Source organism: Nocardioides soli, from assembly GCF_014191495.1.
Classification (GTDB): domain Bacteria; phylum Actinomycetota; class Actinomycetes; order Propionibacteriales; family Nocardioidaceae; genus Nocardioides; species Nocardioides soli.
Genome location: NZ_JACHWR010000001.1, coordinates 190,224 through 210,593, shown reverse-complemented (window position 1 = coordinate 210,593; position 20,370 = coordinate 190,224). Strand labels below are relative to the sequence as shown.

Annotated in this window: 15 protein-coding genes and 2 pseudogenes; 10 read left to right on the top strand and 7 right to left on the bottom strand. The window is 69.5% G+C overall.

The window, feature by feature from the left end:
• The first annotated feature begins 50 nt into the window (after positions 1 to 50).
• From FHU40_RS00965 to FHU40_RS00955, 3 genes are all read left to right on the top strand, one after another.
• Complete coding sequence (locus tag FHU40_RS00965; protein ID WP_183590431.1) at positions 51 to 1,079, top strand: 6-phosphofructokinase; 1,029 nt, start codon at positions 51 to 53, stop codon at positions 1,077 to 1,079.
• A gap of 88 nt (positions 1,080 to 1,167) precedes the next feature.
• Positions 1,168 to 1,695 (top strand): SigE family RNA polymerase sigma factor, encoded by a 528-nt coding sequence (locus FHU40_RS00960; protein WP_183590430.1) that lies wholly within the window; start codon positions 1,168 to 1,170, stop codon positions 1,693 to 1,695.
• Positions 1,692 to 2,654 (top strand): hypothetical protein, encoded by a 963-nt coding sequence (locus FHU40_RS00955; RefSeq protein WP_183590429.1) that lies wholly within the window; start codon positions 1,692 to 1,694, stop codon positions 2,652 to 2,654. The genes FHU40_RS00960 and FHU40_RS00955 overlap by 4 nt, the downstream gene beginning before the upstream one ends.
• Before the next feature lie 3 nt (positions 2,655 to 2,657).
• On the opposite strand, the gene FHU40_RS00950 is transcribed toward FHU40_RS00955, so the two are convergent.
• Positions 2,658 to 3,422, bottom strand: a complete 765-nt coding sequence (locus FHU40_RS00950; protein ID WP_183590428.1) for an endonuclease/exonuclease/phosphatase family protein — start codon at positions 3,420 to 3,422, stop codon at positions 2,658 to 2,660.
• A 218-nt stretch (positions 3,423 to 3,640) separates the two neighbouring features.
• Between FHU40_RS00950 and FHU40_RS00945 the strand changes: the two genes are divergently transcribed.
• The 3 genes from FHU40_RS00945 to FHU40_RS00935 all read left to right on the top strand — a co-directional run bounded on the left by FHU40_RS00945 (position 3,641) and on the right by FHU40_RS00935 (position 7,005).
• On the top strand, positions 3,641 to 4,069 hold the full coding sequence (locus tag FHU40_RS00945) for a hypothetical protein (RefSeq protein WP_221199479.1): 429 nt from the start codon (positions 3,641 to 3,643) through the stop codon (positions 4,067 to 4,069).
• Between the two features lie 79 nt (positions 4,070 to 4,148).
• Complete coding sequence (locus FHU40_RS00940; protein ID WP_183590427.1) at positions 4,149 to 5,594, top strand: APC family permease; 1,446 nt, start codon at positions 4,149 to 4,151, stop codon at positions 5,592 to 5,594.
• Between the two features lie 70 nt (positions 5,595 to 5,664).
• Positions 5,665 to 7,005, top strand: a complete 1,341-nt coding sequence (locus tag FHU40_RS00935; protein ID WP_183590426.1) for a class II 3-deoxy-7-phosphoheptulonate synthase — start codon at positions 5,665 to 5,667, stop codon at positions 7,003 to 7,005.
• Positions 7,006 to 7,748: 743 nt separating this feature from the next.
• Here the strand turns inward: FHU40_RS00935 and FHU40_RS00930 are convergent.
• From FHU40_RS00930 to FHU40_RS00920, 3 genes are all read right to left on the bottom strand, one after another.
• The gene (locus tag FHU40_RS00930) at positions 7,749 to 8,822 is read right to left on the bottom strand and encodes an HAD family hydrolase (protein ID WP_183590425.1); all 1,074 of its coding nucleotides are present in this window, start codon (positions 8,820 to 8,822) and stop codon (positions 7,749 to 7,751) included.
• A 38-nt stretch (positions 8,823 to 8,860) separates the two neighbouring features.
• Positions 8,861 to 10,123 (bottom strand): RsbRD N-terminal domain-containing protein, encoded by a 1,263-nt coding sequence (locus tag FHU40_RS00925; protein ID WP_183590424.1) that lies wholly within the window; start codon positions 10,121 to 10,123, stop codon positions 8,861 to 8,863.
• 770 nt (positions 10,124 to 10,893) lie between these two features.
• Positions 10,894 to 11,034, bottom strand: coding sequence for a hypothetical protein (locus tag FHU40_RS00920; RefSeq protein WP_183590423.1), 141 nt, complete (start codon positions 11,032 to 11,034; stop codon positions 10,894 to 10,896).
• A gap of 131 nt (positions 11,035 to 11,165) precedes the next feature.
• On the opposite strand from FHU40_RS00920, the gene FHU40_RS00915 reads away from it, so the two are divergent.
• Positions 11,166 to 11,303 carry a hypothetical protein gene (locus FHU40_RS00915; RefSeq protein WP_183590422.1) on the top strand — a complete coding sequence of 46 codons (138 nt, stop codon included), beginning with the start codon at positions 11,166 to 11,168 and terminating at the stop codon, positions 11,301 to 11,303.
• A gap of 515 nt (positions 11,304 to 11,818) precedes the next feature.
• Positions 11,819 to 13,648, top strand: a complete 1,830-nt coding sequence (locus FHU40_RS00910; protein ID WP_183590421.1) for an Ig-like domain repeat protein — start codon at positions 11,819 to 11,821, stop codon at positions 13,646 to 13,648.
• Between the two features lie 673 nt (positions 13,649 to 14,321).
• Here FHU40_RS00910 and FHU40_RS00905 read toward each other — a convergent pair.
• Positions 14,322 to 15,437, bottom strand: a pseudogene (locus FHU40_RS00905) (transposase family protein); the annotation flags it as partial.
• A gap of 361 nt (positions 15,438 to 15,798) precedes the next feature.
• On the opposite strand from FHU40_RS00905, the gene FHU40_RS00900 reads away from it, so the two are divergent.
• Positions 15,799 to 17,409: a hypothetical protein gene (locus FHU40_RS00900; RefSeq protein WP_183590420.1), complete on the top strand. Its 1,611-nt coding sequence runs from the start codon at positions 15,799 to 15,801 to the stop codon at positions 17,407 to 17,409.
• Between the two features lie 151 nt (positions 17,410 to 17,560).
• Here the strand turns inward: FHU40_RS00900 and FHU40_RS27915 are convergent.
• Positions 17,561 to 18,174, bottom strand: a pseudogene (locus FHU40_RS27915) (transposase); the annotation flags it as partial.
• A 32-nt stretch (positions 18,175 to 18,206) separates the two neighbouring features.
• On the opposite strand from FHU40_RS27915, the gene FHU40_RS00895 reads away from it, so the two are divergent.
• Positions 18,207 to 18,551, top strand: a complete 345-nt coding sequence (locus FHU40_RS00895) for a transposase (RefSeq protein WP_183590419.1) — start codon at positions 18,207 to 18,209, stop codon at positions 18,549 to 18,551.
• Here the strand turns inward: FHU40_RS00895 and FHU40_RS29270 are convergent.
• Positions 18,509 to 20,239 carry a tyrosine-type recombinase/integrase gene (locus tag FHU40_RS29270; RefSeq protein WP_221199478.1) on the bottom strand — a complete coding sequence of 577 codons (1,731 nt, stop codon included), beginning with the start codon at positions 20,237 to 20,239 and terminating at the stop codon, positions 18,509 to 18,511. The genes FHU40_RS00895 and FHU40_RS29270 overlap by 43 nt on opposite strands.
• Between the last annotated feature and the right edge of the window lie 131 nt (positions 20,240 to 20,370).

Sequence of the window (20,370 nt, the reverse complement as noted above, 5' to 3'; positions counted from 1 at the left end):
CGGGGCGGTCTGCGTGAACGATCCAAGACAGTCCAGCGACGGGAGAGGTCATGCGCGTCGGAGTGCTCACCGGAGGCGGGGACTGCCCCGGCCTGAACGCCGTCATCCGGGCGGTGGTGCGCAAAGGGGTCAGGCAGCACCACTTCGAGTTCGTCGGCTATCGCGACGGCTGGCGTGGCCCGCTCGAGGGGCTGACGATGCAACTCGGCATCGAGCAGTGCCGGGGGATCCTGCCCCGCGGCGGCACCATCCTCGGTTCCTCGCGGACCAACCCCTTCAAGCTCGACAACGGCGTGGAGCGGATCAAGGAAAACCTGGCCAAGGACGGCGTCGACGCGCTGATCGCGATCGGCGGCGAGGACACTCTCGGCGTCGCCACCAAGCTCGCCGACCTCGGCGTGAACGTCGTCGGCGTGCCGAAGACCATCGACAACGATCTCTCCGGCACCGACTTCACCTTCGGCTTCGACACGGCGGTCAACATCGCCACCGAGGCGATCGACCGGCTGCACACCACCGCCGAGTCCCACCACCGGGTGCTCGTCGTCGAGGTGATGGGCCGGCACGCCGGTTGGATCGCGCTGCACGCCGGGCTGGCCGGCGGTGCGAACATCGTGCTGATCCCCGAGCAGCCGTTCGACATCCGCGAGGTCTGCGACCTCGTCGAGAGCCGCTTCGAGTCCCACTACGCCCCGATCCTGGTGGTCTCGGAGGGTGCGGTGCCGCGCGAGGGCGGCGACATGACGCTCTCCTCCGGGGAGCTCGACGACTTCGGCCACGTCCGTCTCGGCGGGATCGGCGACCGGATCGCCCGGGAGATCGAGACCCGCACCGGCAAGGAGGCCCGCGCGGTCGTGCTCGGCCACATCCAGCGCGGCGGCACGCCCACGGCGTTCGACCGATGGCTCGCCACCCGCTTCGGCCTCCAGGCGGTCGACGCCGTCGCCGACGGCGACTTCGGGAAGATGATGGCCCTGCGCGGCACCGCCATCGCGCGGGTCCCGCTGATCGAGGGCACCGGCGAGCTCAAGCTCGTCAGCAAGGAGGAGTACGCCGAGGCACAGGTCTTCTTCGGCTGACCCCGACTGATTCCGGCACGGCACGGAACCGGCGCGACCCACCCTGCGTAGAGGTGGGTGTGACGATCACCCAGCGCGTGGAGGGTCCGTGACGGCGGAGCAGGAGTTCGACGAGTTCGCGGTCGCCGCCTGGCCCCGGCTGCGGCGCTCGGCGTACCTGCTCACCGGCGACCACCACCTCGCCGAGGACCTCGCCCAGACCGCGCTGGCCCGCACCTACGCGAGCTGGCGGCGGGTACGTCGCGCCGACGCGCTCGCCTACGCCCGCAAGGTGCTGGTCAACGCCAACATCGACCGCATCCGGCGGCGCCGCGCCACCGAGCTCGGCGGCGTGGCGGCCGATGTCGCGCTGGCCACCCGGGCGGAGTCGGGGCGTGGCAGTGCGGAGATCGCGACCGATCGCGACGAGATCGTCCGGCTGTTGGCCGGACTGACCGAGCGCGAACGGCGGGTGGTCGTGCTGCGCCACTACTTCGACCTCTCCGAGGCGGAGGTGGCCGGCGAGCTCGGGATCGCGCCGGGGACCGTCAAGAGCGCGCTGTCCCGGGCACTGCGCAAGCTGCGGGTCGCCGCGGCGGACGACGAGACAACCTTCGTGAGGCAGGGACTTCGATGAGCACACGCACCCTTCAGGAGCTCGAGCACGAGCTGCACCGCGACGAGCGCGACATGGTGACGCAGCCCGACCTCGAGGCGATCCGCGCCGCAGGCATGCGCCGCCGCTACCTGACGGCGGCCGGCATGGGCGCGGCGCTGCTGGCGACCACGGTGGCGGTCGGCCTCGTGCTCGGCCTCACGCTCGGCGGCGGCATCGGACGGGCCGTCGACGACGTACCCGTCGCCGCCCAGCCGCACGAGCTCTCACCGCTGGCCGAACGCGTCCTCGACGAGGTGTCGGGCGCGATGCAGGTCTCCGACTGGCAGGTCGTGCTGCCCGCGCCGGCCGGAGCCGCGCATCAGTGGCCCGAGACCGACATGGCGGTGGCCGGCACCCCCGTCGACACAGGTGCCCGCCACTACGCAGGCGTGACCTCCTACCGGGCCGGCGCCTTCCCCGACTGGCTCCACCGCGGCGTCGCGAAGATCGAGCGGACCGACCTCGCGTCCGACGACGGCAGCCATCCCGTCGGCTCGACCGACATGGGCATCCTCGTCGACGCCGGCGCGGCGTACCTCGGGTGCGTCGGCAGCGACGACTCCTGCACACCTGCGCTCCTGACCCGCGACGCGGGCGGCTGGTCCTACCAGTGGGGGATGGGCACCGAGGACTTCCTGCGGCCCGGCTCGGACATGGAGGTGTTCCTGAGCGACGACTACTCGACCGGGGCACCGGGCGAGCTCGTTCTCGCGGGCCTGCCCGGCACCGACGTGGCGCGGGTCGACCTGGTGACCACCGACGGCACCACGGTGCCGGGTCACGTCGAGAGGGGCAGCGTGGTGCCCGGCGCGTCGATGCTCTGGGGCACGGTCGTCGGGAAGCTCGCCGCGGTGGTGGCGTACGACGCCGACGGCGACGTGATCGAGGACCACGAGCTCAAGCCGTGCTCGAACCCCGTCGACTGCGAGGTCCGCTGACCCTCACCCCACGTCGAGGTCCGCGACCAGCGCGAGGTGGTCGGAGAGCGGCAGCAGGTGCGCGGCCGAGTCGACGGCCACGACCGGCCCGTCGGCCAGCACATGGTCGATCTGGCGCTCCGGTCGCTGAGCCGGGAAGGTCGCGTGGGTGGCGAGCGACGCCAGCCCGGTGAGTCGCTCGGCCCGCCGGGGACCCATGTTGAGGTCGCCGGTGAGCACCAGGGGGCGGCGGGCGTCGCGCAGCGCGCGCACGAGCCGGCGCAGCTGGCGGACGTTCCAGTAGGGGAGGAACGACAGGTGCGTGTTCGCCACCGTCACGCATCCCGCCGGGGTCTCCAGCTGGGCGGCCACGGCCACCCGCGGTTCGTCGCGCACCAGTCGGGGGAGCCGCTGCCCGTGCCAGCGCCACGGTCCGCGGCCGGGCAGCTCGGGGAGCCGGACCACCTCCCAGGCGACCACCGGGTGCCGGCTCAGCAGCGCCACGCCGTACCCCGCGCTGTCGGGCTGCTCCGCGCCGGTCGCCGCGGTCCAGGTGGCGCCCGGGCTGCCGTCGAGGGCGGCCACGAAGCGATGGTCGACCGCACCCATCGCGGCGGCCGCGACGGCGGTGAGGTCGGCGTGGGCGGAGCGGGGGAGGAAGCGGTCGACCTCCTGCAGGGCGAGTACGTCGGCGTCGAGCTCGCGCACCGCGTCGGCGAACCTCGACACGTCGACGCGGCCGTCGGCCGGGGAGCGGCCGTGCAGGATGTTGAACGTCGCCAGGCGCATCGCCTCGACGGTACCCACCGCCGGGTGCGGCACCCGTGGCATGCGCCGCCGTGGCGCCGGGTAACCCTGCGAGTGTGGACGAGGTGCGGTCGGGGCTGCGGGAGGCGCTGAAGCTGGTGGCGGTCGCCCTCAAGGAGGGCGGAGCGCCGTTCGCGCTGACCGGCGGCTACGCGCTCTAGGCGCGCGGCGGGCCCGAGCCCGACCACGACGTCGACTTCATGGTGGCCGAGGAGGACGCGGCGGCCACGGCCGAGCTGCTCGCCGGCCGCGGCCTGCAGGTGGTGCAGCCCCCGGAGGACTGGTTGTTCAAGGTGTACGTCGACGACGCCATGGTCGACGTGCTCTTCCGGGCCGGTGGCGACCCGGTCTCCCGGGAGCGGCTCGAGCACGTCGACCAGATTGAGGTCGGGTCGGTGCGGATGCCGGTGCTGACGGCGACCGAGCTGATGGTCGACAAGCTCAACGCCCTCGAGGAGCATGCCGCGGACTTCGGCGCCGTGGTGCCCGTCGCCCGGGCCGTCCGCGAGCAGGTGGACTGGGCGGTCGTGGCCAAGCGAACGGCCGACAACCCGTTCGCGGCCGCGTTGCTCTTCCTGTTGGAGCGGCTGGAGGTGCAGCCGGAGCGGCCCGAGGGTGGCGCATCGTGACGCGGGAGGGCCAGAGTGGGTTCAGGATCACGGTCGCGGGGGACGCTGCACCACGACGGACCACCACGAGGAGGCCACGATGACCACCGCCGCTCCGGAGACCCGCGACGTCAACGGCCCGACTCCCAACCTCAAGCGGGTGATGGGCCCGAAGCTGCTGCTGCTGTTCATCGTCGGTGACATCCTCGGCGCCGGTGTCTACGCCGTCACGGGCCAGATGGCCGGTGTGGTGGGCGGCATCGTCTGGCTGCCGTTCCTGGTCGCCTTCATCGTGGCCACGCTGACCGCACTGTCCTACCTCGAGCTGGTCACCAAGTACCCCCAGGCCGCCGGCGCGGCGCTCTACACGCACAAGGCGTTCGGCATCCACTTCGTCACGTTCCTCGTCGCCTTCGCGGTGATCTGCTCGGGCATCACCAGCGCCTCGACGTCGGCCAACGTGCTGGCCCAGAACCTCACGCAGGGCCTGGTCGTCAACGGCTGGATCGACGCCGAGCCCAGCACCGCCACCATCACGATCATCGCGCTGGCCTTCATGGTGCTGCTGGCGCTGATCAACCTGCGCGGCGTCGGCGAGTCCGTGAAGTTCAACGTGCTCCTCACCCTCGTCGAGGTCACCGCCCTCGCGATCGTGATCGGCGTCGGCTTCTACGCGATGGCCCAGGGCGACGCGGACTTCAGCCGGGTCACGACGTTCGAGAACCCCGAGGGCAAGGGGATCTTCCTCGCCGTCACCGCCGCCACCTCGATCGCGTTCTTCGCGATGGTCGGCTTCGAGGACTCCGTCAACATGGTCGAGGAGACCAAGGACCCCGAGCGGATCTTCCCGCGCACGATGATCACCGGCCTCGGCATCGCGGTGATCATCTACATGCTGGTCGCGATCTCGGTGGTCTCGGTGCTGACCTCCGACCAGATCGCCAGCGCCTCCGAGGGGCGAGCGCTGCTCGAGGTCGTCCGGGTCGGCGCCCCCGACTTCCCGATCGACAAGGTCTTCCCGTTCCTCGCGGTCTTCGCGGTCGCCAACACCTCGCTGATCAACATGCTGATGGCGAGCCGGCTGCTCTACGGCCTGGCCCACCAGGACGTGCTGCCGCGCACGCTCGGCAAGGTCTCGCCCAACCGCCGCTCGCCGTACGTCGGGGTGATCTTCTCGACCGTGCTGGCGCTCGCGCTCATCGTGTACGTCGCCAACCGGGCCGAGGACGACATCGTCGTCAACCTCGCCTCGGTGACGGCGCTGCTGCTGCTCGGCGTCTTCACGATCGTCAACATCGCCTGCCTCGTGCTGCGCCGCGACGGCCGTGAGAGCAGGTTCCGCTCGCCCGGTGTGACCCCGGCGGTGGCGGCCGTGCTGTGCGCGTTCCTGGTCGGTCCGTGGGTCGACCGCGACGGCATCGTCTACGAGATCGCCGCCGGCCTGCTGGCCGTCGGGATCGTGCTCTGGCTGTTCACCTGGCTGACCAACCGCGGCGTCCGCGCGCAGAAGACCGGCTTCCGCGACATCGACCACTTGGAGGAGTAGGTTCGTCGCCGGCGTCTCGCGGTGGCCCGAGGAATCGGGGGAGTGTGCCGCCTCGCCGTACCCTGGGACGGTGAGCACCACCGTCCCCGACCTCGCCACCCTGCATGCCATCGGAGCAGCGCAGCAGCCGACCTACCCCGACGCCGGCGCCCTCGCGGCCAACGTCGCCCGGCTGCGCACCATGCCACCCCTGGTCTTTGCGGGTGAGTGCGACGAGCTCAAGGCCAAGATGGCGGCGGTCTCGCGAGGCGAGGCGTTCCTGCTCCAGGGCGGCGACTGCGCGGAGACCTTCGCGGGCGTCACCGCCGACAACGTGCGCAACAAGCTGCGGGTGCTGCTGCAGATGGCGGTCGTGCTGACCTACGCCGGCTCCGTGCCGGTCGTGAAGCTCGGCCGGCTGGCCGGGCAGTACGCCAAGCCGCGCTCGTCCGACATGGAGACCCGCGACGGCGTCACGCTCCCGGCGTACCGCGGCGACGCCGTCAACGGCTTCGAGTTCACCCCCGAATCGCGGATCCCCGACCCGACCCGCCTGCTCGACGTCTACAACGCTTCCGCGGCGACGCTGAACCTGGTGCGCGCGTTCGTCACCGGCGGCTACGCCGACCTGCGCCAGGTGCACACCTGGAACACCGACTTCGTGCGTACGTCGGTCGCCGGTCAGCGCTACGAGACGATCGCCGGCGAGATCGACAAGGCGCTGGCCTTCATGAGCGCGATCGGGGCCGACCCCGAGGAGCTCAAGCGGGTCGACTTCCACTCCAGCCACGAGGCGCTGCTGCTGGAGTACGAGCACGCGATGACGCGCATCGACTCGCGCACCGACACGGCCTACAACGTCTCCGGCCACTTCGTGTGGATCGGCGAACGCACCCGCCAGCTCGACGGTGCGCACGTCGAGTACTTCCGCAGCATCGCCAACCCGATCGGCTGCAAGCTCGGCCCGACCGCCACCGCCGACGACGCGATCGCGCTCGCCGAGCGGCTGAACCCCGACAACGAGGCCGGTCGGCTGACCTTCATCACCCGGTTCGGCGCCGGCAAGATCCGCGACGGCCTGCCGAACCTGGTCGAGAAGGTCACCGCCGCGGGCATCAAGGTCGCCTGGGTGTGCGACCCGATGCACGGCAACACCTTCGAGTCGAGCACCGGCTACAAGACCCGCCGCTTCGACGACGTGATCGACGAGGTCCAGGGCTTCTTCGACGTCCACCGGGCCCTGGGCACCTGGCCCGGCGGCGTCCTGGTCGAGATGACCGGCGACGACGTCACCGAGTGCATCGGCGGCGGCGAGGAGATCGACGAGGAGGGACTCGCGCACCGCTACGAGTCCGTCGTCGACCCCCGCCTCAACCGCGTGCAGTCGCTCGAGCTGGCCTTCCTCGTCGCGGAGATGCTCCGCCAGGCCTGACCCATCGCCGCGGCGGTTGAGGAAGGCGCGTGAGCGCCGAGGTCCCGCGGTGGTTGAGGTGTGAGGGCCGCCAGGCCCGAGCCGCCACGGTGGTTGAGGAAGGCGCGCTAGCGCCTGTCTCGAAACCACGGCGAGCACGGTGGTTGAGGTGTGAGGGCCGCCAGGCCCGAGCCTCGAAACCACCGCCCGGTGCCAGGGTTGGCCGGCGGTTCATCAAGGGATGAGGTCGACGTCGCGCTGCCCTGGCTCAGTTCGCCGAGGGAGGCGTGGTCTGACCGTCATCCCTTGGTGAACCTGCCACTGGTGATGATGGTGAGGCGGCGACGACGGGAGCGTTTCGTCGGCCGGCCGACGAAACTCCTCCTGGGACGACGAGTCTTCATCGTCCCAGCGGGAGCTTCGTCGTCCCAGCAGACGCCGACCTGCGGTCGGGACAGAGTGGTCGAGCACACGGTGGTTGAGGTGTGAGGGCCGCCAGGCCCGAGCCTCGAAACCCGGTGCGTGCGTCGGGGGTGGTGGTTTCGAGGCTCCTCGCTGGCGCTCGTCGCACCTCAACCACCGTGCCGTTGGTGGTTGAGGTGTGAGGGCCGCGAGGCCCGAGGATCGAATCCCGCGCGTGCGTCGGGGGTGGTGGTTTCGAGGCTCCTCGCTGGCGCTCGTCGCACCTCAACCACCGTGCCGTTGGTGGTTGAGGTGCGAGGGCCGCCAGGCCCGAGCCTCGAAACCAGTGCCGTGACCGTAGATCAGTTCGGGTCCTGCGAGGAGTAGAACATCACCGCGGAGGACGCGACGACCGCCACGAAGAGCAGGTTGGCGGCGGCGAGCAGGGCGGCGTGGGCGATCGTGATCAGGCCCGTGGCCGCCAGCGGTACGGCGACCACGATGGCGACCGCCGCGCACACCCGGGCGACCAAGCGAGCCCGGCGCAGGCACCGGACGTGCTGGATCGACTCCAGCACGGCGTCGATCGACGGACTCGCGCAGCGGACGACGGTGTCCTCGCCGGGCTCGCTCGGCAGCGTCGTCTCGGCGGTGACGCCGGAGGCACCGGGCACCGTGGCCGCACGGAGGATGCCGGTCGTGTCCGGCGGCAGCGTGGCCGCGATCGTCGAGGCGTCGGTGCCGTGGTGGATCTGGGTGACGCCGACCTGCTCCGAGACCCGCTTGAGGTCGGGCGCGCTCAGGGACGACGACACCAGGATCGGCTCGATGCCCTCGGCCCGCAGCGTCGACAGGCAGCGGGCGGCGTTCTTGCGCACCTCGTCGGCGACCGTGATGTGCCCCATCGGCCGCTGGTCCACGTCGACGCGCACCGTGGTCCCGATGACCTGGTCGGGCGGCCCGTCGACGCCGTTGACCCCGAACCGCACCGGATGCCGGTCGACGGCGCCGCGCAGCTCGTGGGAGGGGCCCTGGCTGACGTCGATCGGCCGCCCCAGGCCGGAGAGCTTCGCGATCGCGCGGGCGACCGGGTCGGTCGACCCGTGCGCCAGCGCGCCGGCGAACCAGCGCAGGTCGTTCTTGTGCCGCAGGTCGAGGGGTACGACGTCCAGCACCACGAGATCGCCCGTGGTGACGACGTGCTCCACCTCGATCACCAGCTGGCGCAACCGGGTCAGGGCCCGGTCGGCCGAGGACCCGACGTAGGTGGTGCCGCCGCGGCGGCCGACGCGGCGCACGACCGGCACCGGCAGGTACCGCGCGACGAGGAAGCCGAGCGGGGAGGCCACCAGCAGCACGGCGAGCGCTGGGGCGAGACCTTCTCGTCCGACGAGTTCTGAGCCCCACCAGGTGGCGCCGGCGGCGACGAGCTCCACGCCGACGAGTCCCCCGAGGAGAGGAAGGGCAGCTGGTTTCATTGATCAGACAGCTTTCGGTCTCGGAACCGCTCGAAGTCGCTCTGGTTCCCGGCCTTCCACATCAGCAGGCTGGTCTTGAGCACCAACGTCATCTGCAGGATGAACTCGGGGTCGTGCAGGGACTCCCCGAACAGCTCGTTGATCCGCTTCCAGCGGTAGCGCACGGTCTGGGGATGTACGTCGAGCCGGGCGGCGATCGCCGGAGCGCTGTCGCGGGTCTCGAGCCAGGCCAGCAGGGTGTCGGAGAGGATCTCTCGGGAGTTGGGCGTCTCGGCGAGCAGCGGCTCCAACAGCTCCTGGCAGAGCCGCTGCCGCATTGACGGCTCGGCGTGCAGCCACAGCTGGGTCACGTGGTCGGTGCATCGGACGAGCGTCGTCGGGGCGATCACACCCAGGCGCACGAGGTCCAGCGCACGGGCCGTCCAGAGGAGCGCGCTGCCGGCCTCGTCGGGATGGACCGGCCAGCTCAGCGCCACCCTCCGGTCGGGGCCCGACCTGGTCAGCACCGTGGCCAGGTCCTCGGCGTCCTCGCTGGGGCACAGGACGAAGATCCGGTCGGGGCCGACCCTGCTGAGCACCTCGTCGCGATCGGGCAGTGGCGGCGGCTCGCCGTGGTAGCTGACGGCGAGCGCGGAGACACGGTCGGGTACTGGCCATCTGGCCCCCTCCGCCAGCCGGCGGAGCTCGTCCTCGTCCATCCCGAGTGGGCGCAGCGGGGAGACCCGCCCGCCGGAGGAGTGGATGATGAAGTCCATCAACCGGGTGCGGGCCGTCGACCGGCTCTGGGTCGCGAAGCGAGACCCGAGCTCATGGCCTGAGACGAGCTGCTCGCGAAGGTGGTCGACGTACTCCATGAGCTCGGTGGAGATGTCGCGGAAGGTGGCGACCGAGTAGCGATGCGCGACCGCGAAGTCAGAGACGTGGTCCCAGACGCTGCGACTGCCGACCCGCAGGGCCGCGATCATCAGGCCTGGGTCCCGGTCCTGCTGCGCCTCCCGGTGCCCCAGCCGCCGGAACAGCTCGTAGACCTTGCGCAGTCGCGACTCGCGGGCCGGACCCTCGTCGAGGAAGGCCTGGACGGCCTCACGGGCCGCCACCTCCAGGAGGGGGCAGGGGGCGGACCCGTCGACCCCGGCGTAGACGGGGAGCTCGGCATGGACCCGGTGGACGACCGCCTGCACCATCCGAGCGGCGAGCGGGCGGAAGAGCTCCAGTGACGACGGCGATCCGAGATCGGACACCTGGACGGCGCCGGTCATGGCCGGCGGATTCGCGACCGGCAACGGTGGCCCCACATCGTCATGCGCCTCCGATCCCTGGCCGTCCGCTTCGTCTCGGGTCACAGATCCATGGCCTTCCAGGTGCTCGTCCGGTCCGCGCTTGAGGCAGGTCACGGGGCGCCATGCCGACGCCCCGTGACCTGGCCGATGTGCGGAGCGCCGAGCTCCTAGCCGCCACCCCCGAGAGTCCGGTGGGGGAGGGGTCCGTCCTCGGGAGTGGCCATCTGCCGTCCCGATTCACACACGTGAGAGGGCAGACGGCAAGGGGTCCAGAGCACGGCGGGCCGAAAGTTGCGATGCGCATCACAAAAGTAAGGGGTGCTGGTGGCTTGAATGGGGGAGTGCCCCGGTCGTCCGAGGGTGTGATGAGTTGGGTCCGGCGCACGACGGCCTCCTCGAGGCTGCGCGCACACCGTCCAGCCCCACAGACGGTCCCCATGCTGTTGTGCCACCGATCCGACAGGATGGCGTCAGGTTAGAATAAGTTCTCGATCGTGGGGGCCTTCGGCACTCCCCCCGCGGTGCGTGTCGCCCTCTCACCGCCAAGTCCGATGTCTGGAGGCCTCGAGCTCCCACAGGGGAGTGCCAGGTCGAGCGTCGCCTGGATGGTGAGCGTGTCCCGGCCGAAGTCGAGATCCGGGTTGTCGAAGAGCTAGCGGTGTGCAACGAGGTGATTGCGGGCGCCTCTGCGCGTGCAACCCGAGAGGGGCGGCCAGGGCCTGGGCGGTGCTGTCGGTGCGCAGCCGCAGCTACAACGTGCCTGCCAGGGTGAGCCGGCGCTGCGCGGACTGCTGCGCCAGCGGCCTGAGCAGGTCCGCGATCTGCGCTACCGCAGCCTGGCTCGGCCCGGCGCGCAGGAAGCCCAGGTCGGGCAGTGGGAGCAGCACCATCGGTGCTGCCGCCGCGACGTCCGCGCGACCAGACGGAACATGAGGAGTGCGGTCTCGTGGGCCGCTACCACCTCACCTGCCGGCACGGGTCCCCAAGCCGCGACTCCTTCCTTCCCGGGACCACGGTCACCATGACCCTCGATCAGTGCAACGTCGACGTTAGCCTCGCCGACAACGACGTCCACGCTGGCACCAACCCGCTCGACGATGTGATCGACACCGGCGTTCCCGGCAACTCAAAGGTCAGTGCCGTCGACGGCCGGGCGTAGATGACCAAGGCTGCCCTGAACTGCGTGCGGATCATGTCACCGGCGGCTGTCAGGCCCGGATCGGCGGCGACATCAAGGCCTACTCCACGATGCCGAGAAGCCCAACGGCTCACAGGACACGGTGCTCACTGGCAGCGGTCTCCAGGCCAAGGCCCAGCCTCGCCGACCTCGGCGCCGTCGGCAGCCCCGGCGACTTCACCTTGGAGGGCCGTCTTCAACGTCTCCAACGACAACGGACTTATCGACTTGGTCGATTGAGCTCATCTTGCCGGTGGCCGGCGACACCACATGTCGCCGGCCACCGGTACGCCGGGCCGATCCGAGGGCGCAGCGATGCCCCACGATGGAGTCACAGTCGATGGGCCGACCACCATCTCTTATGAGGCGCATCACAACTTCGGCTGATTCCTGAGCTTCTCGCGGCGGAATCAGTGGCACAGAGTGGGGCGAGACCAGCAGGGTCGCGCGTACCCAATCCCGGAGGGAAGACCTCCACCTATTGCGGGAGAACGAACATGAGATTGCGCAACCTGCTGGCCGCCGCATTGGCCAGCGCTCTTGTCGCCGGGGTCACCGGCGCGACGGCCCAGGCCGCCCCTGTATCTTCGCCGGCCATGGCCGGGAGGGTCGTTGCTTGGGGCGACACCGATGACGTCGTGGCCAAGGCGGCGATGACGGTGCCCGGCGACCTGACCGCTCCAGTGGCCGCCGTCGCGACGAACACTCGATCCACCGCCGTGGTGACCGCGGACGGCCAACTACGGGTGTGGGGGCAAGAGGGATTCGCCGAGGTCGACTGGGCTCCCGATGATGTCACTGACGCCACGGCTGTCGCGCTCGGTCCTCAGTACGGAGCCGTGCTGCACGCGGACGGAAAGATCACGCCCTGGGGCAGCCCCGATAGTCCCGCCTTCACCGATGAGGTCCCGGAGGGCCTGCGGGCCAAAGCCATCGCGATCGGGCAGGGCAGCCTCGGGTATGCAGTCCGGACCGACGGCACTCTCGCCGTGTGGGGCGACGAGGAGCTTCGTGAGTTCTACGCGGTACCGGAGAGTGGGCTGACCGACCTGGTGGATGTCGTCGCCAACAACTTCCAGGTGATGGCGCTGCGTGCCGACGGGACGGTCGTCGCTTGGGGGGCCATGCCTCAGTACGGCCAGACGAGCGTCCCGGACTTCGAGGGCCACAAGGTCACCCAGATCACCGCCGGCCCCACGGCGAACGGGGCCGTACTGGACGACGGCACCATCCGCGTATGGGGGACCGTGCCCCCCACGGGCACGCCAGACTTCGCCGGCAAGAAGGTGATCAGCCTCAGTTTCAATACCGTCGGTTTCACGCCCAACGCTGGTGCGGTCACCGAGGACGGCATGGTGCACATCTGGGGTGCAGGTGCCGTCGCCCAGTTGAGCGACGTTCCGATCGATCTGGATGGTGCGCCGGTAGCGGCCATCGCGATGGGCCCCAAGCACGCCGCGGTCATCGTCACCGCCTTCCGGGACGTGTCGAAGCCGGCGGTCACCGGCACCCCGCGGGTCGGGGAGACGCTGGCTGCGGTGCCCGCCACGTTCAGCCTGGCGCCGGACACCCCAGCGACCGGCCAGTGGTACGCCGGGGCCGATGCGATCGCCGGTCAGACCGGCACCACCCTGGTCCTCGATCAGGCGATGCTGGGCAAGAAGATCAGCTACCGCACCACCGCAGGTCGTGCTGGCGAGACGATCACGTCCATCTCCAACGAGGTCGGACCGGTCACCCCGCGCACGATCGCGTCGACCACCACGCTCTCAGTCGCCCCCGCCACGGGCGAGTACGGCGCGGCGCGCACCGCGACGGCGACCGTCGCCAAGGCAGGCGGCACCCCCACCGGCACGGTGTCGTTCAAGCTGGGCGGCACAGAGACCACCGCGACGCTGACCGGTGGCACAGCAACCTGGACGCTGCCTGCGACCCTGCCTGCCGGCACGCAGACGATGACAGCGACCTACCACGGCGACGCGACCACCGATCCCTCAACTTCTGCGGCGGTTGCCGTGACCGTCGAGCGGGCGGCCAGCAAGCTCAAGGCCGCCAAACCGAAGGTGAAGGGCAAGAGCAAGAAGGTCGCACAGAAGGTCACGATCACCGTCACTGTCACGACCGCTGACGGGGTATCCCCCGAGGGCAAGGTGACCTTCACCCTCAAGGGCAAGACCAAGAAGAAGGTCAACGCGAAGGTCAACGCCAAGGGCAAGGTCAAGGTGACCATCAAGAAGGTCAAGCGTGGCAAGTACAAGGCGCAGGTGAAGTACGCCGGCAACGCCAACGTGGCCGCGGCCAAGACCACGACCAAGTTCAAGGTCTGACTACACAGCGCACTCACCGCGCGAGATAGGCACGACCCGGGGGGCGAGGGTTCACGTGGAGTGAACGCTCGCCCCCTGCGTACTTCGAGGACTGTGCATTCGAGGATGCCGCCATCCGCCAGGAGCCACCATGCCACGTATCAGCACCTCAGTACCGAGGAGGCACGCCTGGCTCACCGTGGACGCGCAGTTCCATCCGGTCGGCGGACACCGCTCGCTTCCCGCGGGTGCACCGTAGCTGCGGGTCCACCGACGCTCCGCTGAGTGTGTCGCTGAGCGTGGCTATGCGATCCACCTTGCGCGTCGCGCGACTCCGGCCAAGGCCGAAGACATGCTCGGCATTCCGGGTGGGGAGGTGCTGACCGCCGACCTGCCACCGATCGAGGGACCGAGACGCCGCGCGCCGGGCGTTGGTCTCCATCTACGACTACAACTCCGACCGACTGCGCCAGAGGGTCCGATCCTTTCGGGTGAGCAGGGATTGTTCGCCGAGGTCTTCAAGTGGCTGACCCGCTACAAGACTCCGAGGCCGGCACTCCTGGTGCGGCCACCGCCCCTGTCCACCTACGAGGCCCACCAGGCCGCCACACTGCCAAACGCCGCGTAGTCACACCCCGTGTCCAATACTCGGGGCTAAGGCCCGTCGGCGGGTGAGCGCCGACCCTCCTGACCTCACCCGGCGGCGGCAGTTGAGGTCGTCGGTCCAGCAAGCGGCGTCTTAGGACCTCGCGCTTCAGGGTCGCGTTGAACGACTCCGCGAGCGCGTTGTCGGCCTAGGGTCCGGCGGCGCCCGTGGACTGGGTGACGCCGAGGGGTCTTGCAGGGCTGGCGTAGTCCTTGGACGTGTCCCGTGGTGGCTGTCGGAGATCGCCCCGGCCAGGCTTCCCCGGTCGCGGTCGCGGTCGCGGTCGCGGTCGCGGTCGATGACGGTGGCCCGGTACAGGTTGCTGCCGCCCGCGAGCGGGAGGTAGGTGATGTCGCCGACGTAGCGCTGGTGGTTCGGTGCCAGGGCGGTGAAGTCCCGCTTGATCAGATCGGGAACCGTCTGATCCGCCGGCTCGAGAACAGTCGTGCGGACGCGTCGCTTCTTGACGTAGCCGGCGATGCTGGCGGCACGCATGATGCGGGCGACCCGCTTGTGGTTGACCCCCTCACCGGCTGGAGCGCCGACATGGAGCTCGGCGGGCGCCGCGCTGGCGGTCGTGACCCGTGGCGCGCAGACGGTGTCGTCGACCTTGTGGATCGTGCGGATCCGGGCCTCGGGCTCAGCGTCCGCGGCGGCCCGCCGCTCACGGCCGGGCGCTGCGGACAGCCAGGCGCAAGACTAGGAGCGCGTCACCTCGACGAACTCGCACAGTCGCTTCAGCCCGCCGCGATCGGCGTATGTGGCATGGTTGTCGGCGACGAGTTGGAAGCGACTCACCAGCGCGTCTCCCCGGCGAAGGACTTGGCCGCCTTCTGCAGAATCTCCCGCTCGGTGGTCAGCTTCGTCGTCTCGCCCGCAGCGCGGCGTTCTCGGCCTCGAGTCGGGCGATCTTCTGCTCCGGCGTCTCCTCAGTGGGTGCCTAGGGGCTGGTCGTTGACGGCTTCGACTGCAGTGGGCTGGCGGTCCACGTCCTGTCAGCGGCGGTCTTCTTTCCGGTCCCGTAGACCCCAAGCCAGTCCCGCAGCGTGCCACGCACGACGTTGAGATTCTCAGGGATACCGCGGACCGTGGCGCCCCCGGTGTGGACTCGTACAAGTCGACGGCCTGACGATGGAACTCCTCGGTGTGGTTCTTCCTGGCCATGGTTCCTGGAGCATCCCGCTTCCCCAGCGGATGCTGGATTCAGCGTGTCCAAGAACCGGGCTCAGGCCCCGACCCCGCTCGCCGGTCCACCCGCCCCTGTGGCTATTTGCTCACGGGGGTGACAACTTCGGTGGGTGTCTCGTGGTGATTTCGTTGGATGGGTGGGCGTGGTGGTGGTGGTTGCCTACGTTGTGGCGTAGGTCATGCGTGGTGTGGTGAGGAGTTGTGATGGTGGTGTCGAGGGGGCCGGGTGTGGTCCGGTCGGTGATGCTGGCCGGCGTGGTTGGGGCGTTGGTTGGGGCGGCGATGTCGCCGGTCTCGGTTGCGCAGGCGGCTCCGGAGGGGTCGGTCGGTCGCGCCGATGCCGGTGATGGCAGTGCCGTTGGCCCTAGCTGGTGAGGTCAAGGTTTGGGGTCTCGATGACGTGGGGCAGGCGACGGTTCCGGCCTCCCTGAAAGGGGTGGCGGTCAGCCAGGTCGCGCTGGGCGATACCGTGGCGTTGGCGTTGACGGCTGCGGGGAAGGTGGTGGCCTGGGGCACCAACTCCCCGGCCAGGCTGGAGAAGATTCCCGCTGAGGTCGCGAACGCCGACGTGGTCCAGATCGCGGTCGGCTCTACCAGCACCTCGTACGCCGGTGCGGTGACCCGGGATGGCCGGGTGCTGACCTGGGGTCCAAAGAGCAAGTTCGCCACTCCATTGGATGTGCCGGTCGGCCTGACCGGCGTGACCCAACTGGCCACGAACGAACGCAACGCGGTCGCTTTGAAGGCCGATGGCTCGGTGGTGGCCTGGGGTGCCGATGACTCCACGTCACATGGCCTCAACGAGGTGCCGGCGCAGCTGCGGGCCCCCGGCAGTGCCCAGGCCGTCACGATGGACGGCTTCACTGCTTTCGCGTTGACCACGCAGGGCACGGTGGTCGCCTGGGGCACTGAAAGTAGGCGCGAAACAACCCAGAAGCTGCCGGAGCAGGTCGAGGTGCCCGGCAACGTCAGGGCCGTCACCTCGGCTGCCGGGTGGGGGTTCGCGCTCCTGGCCGACAACACCCTGCTCCCCTGGGGCGGGTCACATTTGTACCAGGCACTCCCGGCATCGATGCTGACTGCCACCTCGGTCTCGATGACCGGCAGCGGCGCCGGCCTGGGCCTGGTGGACACCAGTGGGGTGATCCGTTACGGGTGCGCTGTGTGCTCCCACAGTCCCGACCTTCCTGTTGAGGAGCCCGTGCCGGCGGAGCTGATCGGTGCGGCGGTCGCGCAGTTCGTCGTAGGCCCGCCGCAGCATAGGGAGAGTGGCTATTCGACCAATGGCGCGGTGGTGGTGACGAAGATGCTGCCGGCTGTGGCGCCGTCGATCGCCGGTGGCGCGACGGTGGGTGGCACCTTGACCGGTACGCCGGGGACGTTCTCGGCGTCGCCGACGAGCGTGACCGGTCAGTGGTTGGCTGATGGGGCCGCGATTCCGGGCGCGACGGGTGCCACGTTGTCGCTGACCGCTGGGATGGTGGGCAAGAAGATCACCTACCAGTCCACGGCGTCCAAGCCGGGCGAGTCCACGGTCTCCTCGACCTCGACGGCGGTCACCGTCGCCCCAGCCTCCGACAACAACCCGCTCGCACCTGCGAAGGTGCGCTCGAAGACCAAGGTGTCGAAGGTGACGGCGGCCAAGAAGGGCGCCAAGGTCACCGTGACCGGCAAGGTCACCGCGTCGAAGTCGCCGGCCGGCAAGGCCAAGGTGATGATCAAGAAGGGCAAGAAGACCATCCTCGCCAAGACCACCAAGGTCACCACCAAGGGCGCCGTCAAGCTCACGGTCAAGAAGTTCGCCCAGCTGGTGGCCAAGAAGACCAAGGCAAAGGGCAAAAAGGCGAGGACGGCCTACCGAGGCAAGTACATCGTGACGATCACCTACACCGGCAACACCCAGGTGAACCCGAGCACGGCCGCCAAGAAGTTCACGATCAAGAAGTAGCCACCCCCTCCTCTACCCCCGAGGGACACCCCGAAGGTGGTGCCCGGGCCGAATCGGCCCGAGCACCACCTTCTTGCTCGGAGCCCCAGTCTGACTATGGGGACTCGGGTATGGATGCTCGTGCGCTGACGCTCGCCAGCCGTGAACCGCCCGGGTCGGCGAGGAACATCCGCGTCCCGCTCTCCAGCGCGAACAGAGCGTGGCCCGAAAGGTCATTGCCACGGTCCCAGGTCAAAGGTCTTGCGCAACTGCCCAGGCAGCTTCGTCATCGACGCTGTCAGGCGCGGCGTTCATCGCGATGACTGCGTAGCCGCCTAGCGACGTACCGTTATTCACGTACGGTTTCTCGCCCCAGCCCGCCATCGGGGCAGGTGTATCGATCACCGTCGAATGTCTGCTGCGCCGGACGAGCGTGCGATTACCGATCTACCCGTCCCGACGATGAGGTCGCCCTCCCGACTTGACCGGGGGCGGCGCGGTCCCTGGCCTCCGCGGGACGCTCGCTCAAGACGACGTCAGCCGTTACGTGACCGTGCGCTTGGCCCTTGACCGGGCCCGCGGCGTCCGTAGCGCTGGGCCCATGCGCAGACATGTGACCAGTTCACGCTTGAGCGCACCAGGTCCCTCGATGAACGGCGACTGGTAGATCGCCTCGTAGCTGATGCGCATGGACTCATCCTCGGCGAAGTCCACCTCTAGGCGCTGGGCGATCTGCTCCGGGCTCCACGCCGTCGACCACCGCGAAGTGAACCGCCCCGGCGAGTCCGGAGAGCTGATTCGTTGGAAGGATCACTCTCATGGCACGACCCAGCAAGTACCCGACCGAGCTTCGTGAGCGCGCTGTTCGGCTCGTGATCGAAGTCCGCGCCGATCACCCCTCCGAGGCGGCCGCGATCAGGTCGGTCGTGGCCAAGCTCGGGATCGCCTCGCCCGAGCAACTGCGCACCTGGCTTCGCCAGGCAGAGGTCGACGGTGGTGTCCGGCCGGGCAAGACCAGCGAGGACATCGCTGAGATCAAGAAGCTCAAGAAGGAGGTCGCCGAGCTTCGGCGGGCCAACGAAATCTTGAAGGCGGCCTCGGCTTATGTGGGTGATCGGTGTCAAGCGGGGGTGTCGTCGAGCTTGGTGAGCAGGGCGTCGTAGACGTCTCGGCGGCGGTCGTGCCCTTGTTCGGCGGCGTTGTTGCGCTGGGCCTGGATCGTGTCGCGGTGCTCGATGGTGGTGAAGAACATCGTGCAGGACTCGCAGATGGTCTCGTACTGGCAGTCGAGCTCCCGGGGGCGACCGCAGTAGCCGTTGCCGAGCAGACGCTTGGCGGCCTCGTTGCGTAGCACGCGCATGTTCGGCCCGGCAGCCTCGGCGGGCAGCACGGTGGGCTGGTCGTGGTGTTGGTAGAGCGCCTCGACCTTTTCGGTGACGGCGAAGTACTCCTCGGCGACGGTCCGGTCGGCGATGCGGGCGTAGACCATGGTCATGGACAAGTCGTGGTGTCCGAGCAGGGCGGCGATCGCCTCCAGCGACATGCCGCGGTTGATGGCCTGGGTGGCCAGGGTGTGACGCAGTTGGTGGGGGTGGACGTGCCCGATCCCGGCGGCGGTCGCGGCCTTCTGGACTGCCTTGTCGACCCTGGTCGGTGGGATCGGCCGTCCGCGGTCGGTCAGCAGCAGCGAGGTCACCTGCCAGCCGGGCCGGTCGGCGATCCACTCGTCGAGTAGGCCCTTCAACTGGGGATGCAGCGGGATGTACCGGTCGGTGTGGAGCTTCCCGACGGGGGTGCGCAGCCAGTAACCGGCGCCGATCTGGACCACCGCATCGACGGTGAGTCCGAGCAGTTCACCACGACGCATGCCGGTGCGGGCCAGGGCGATGACCACGAGCCGGTCCAGCGGGTCGGGCAGGTTGCGGGCTGCGTTCATGAACGCGACAGCTTGGGCGTCGTCGAGAAATTTCGGCAGCGGCTTGTCCAGTCGGGGACGGTCGCTGGCGTAGACCGGGATCCGTGCCGGGACGTCGTCGTAGCCCCACTCGATGATCCGGGTGAAGAAGGTGTGCAGGTGCCCGATCCGCATCCCCAGCGTGGTCTTCGACAACGGCCTGCCCCGGTAGCCGGGCCGGGTCGCGAGGAGGGTCTTGTATGCCTCGATGTGCTCGCGGCTGATGTCCGCGGCCCGGGTCACCGGCGGGTCCGCGGCAACCAACATGGCGGCGAACTGGCGGAAGGTGGTGTCGAAGCAGGCCACCGACGAGGGCCGCAGGCTGAGCAGGCACTGGTCCAGGTAGCGACGCATCGTGGCGACCATGATCGGCGCTGTGGCGTGGAGCTGCTCCCAGGTGACCTCCTTGACGGGACGGCCGGTCCACCGTCGCCGGATGTCGGGCGGTGGTGCCTGGCCGCGGTGGAACATCACCGCATCCAGGCCGAACAGCGGCGTCGACAACGTCTTGGGTCGGTATCCCCGGACCGTGATCACGGTGTCGTGGATCAGGCGGCGCGCGTGGCTGTAGACCGCCGGCGTGATCTGGTCGGGCGCGGTGCCCGTGGTCAAGCAAATCTTCGCCAGGTAGGCGAACATCCGGTGAGTCTCCTGCCGGCAGTACCCCAGACTGGCGGCCTGATCACCGAACCGGGCGACCTGCTCGGGGTAAGCGTCGGCGACGTACTTGCCCCAGCGGCATCCAGAGGTGACCACGAAGACCGGGTCGACCGGGACGCCGCAGTGCACCAGGGCGTGCCCCGCGAACGCCATCACGTCACTGCGGGTATCGCGGCGTTCCTGGACCGACAGCGCCAGCCACGCATCCAGGTCGCCGTAGCGGTTGATGAAACCCACGACACCACGGCGCCGGCACCGACGACCTGACTCACCGGAAGCAGCGTCGATGTAGGCACGAGCGGCCGTATCCAACGTCGGCGCCGCCAGCGGCACCGCTGAAGCCGGCGTCGTCGATGGAACTACCTGCG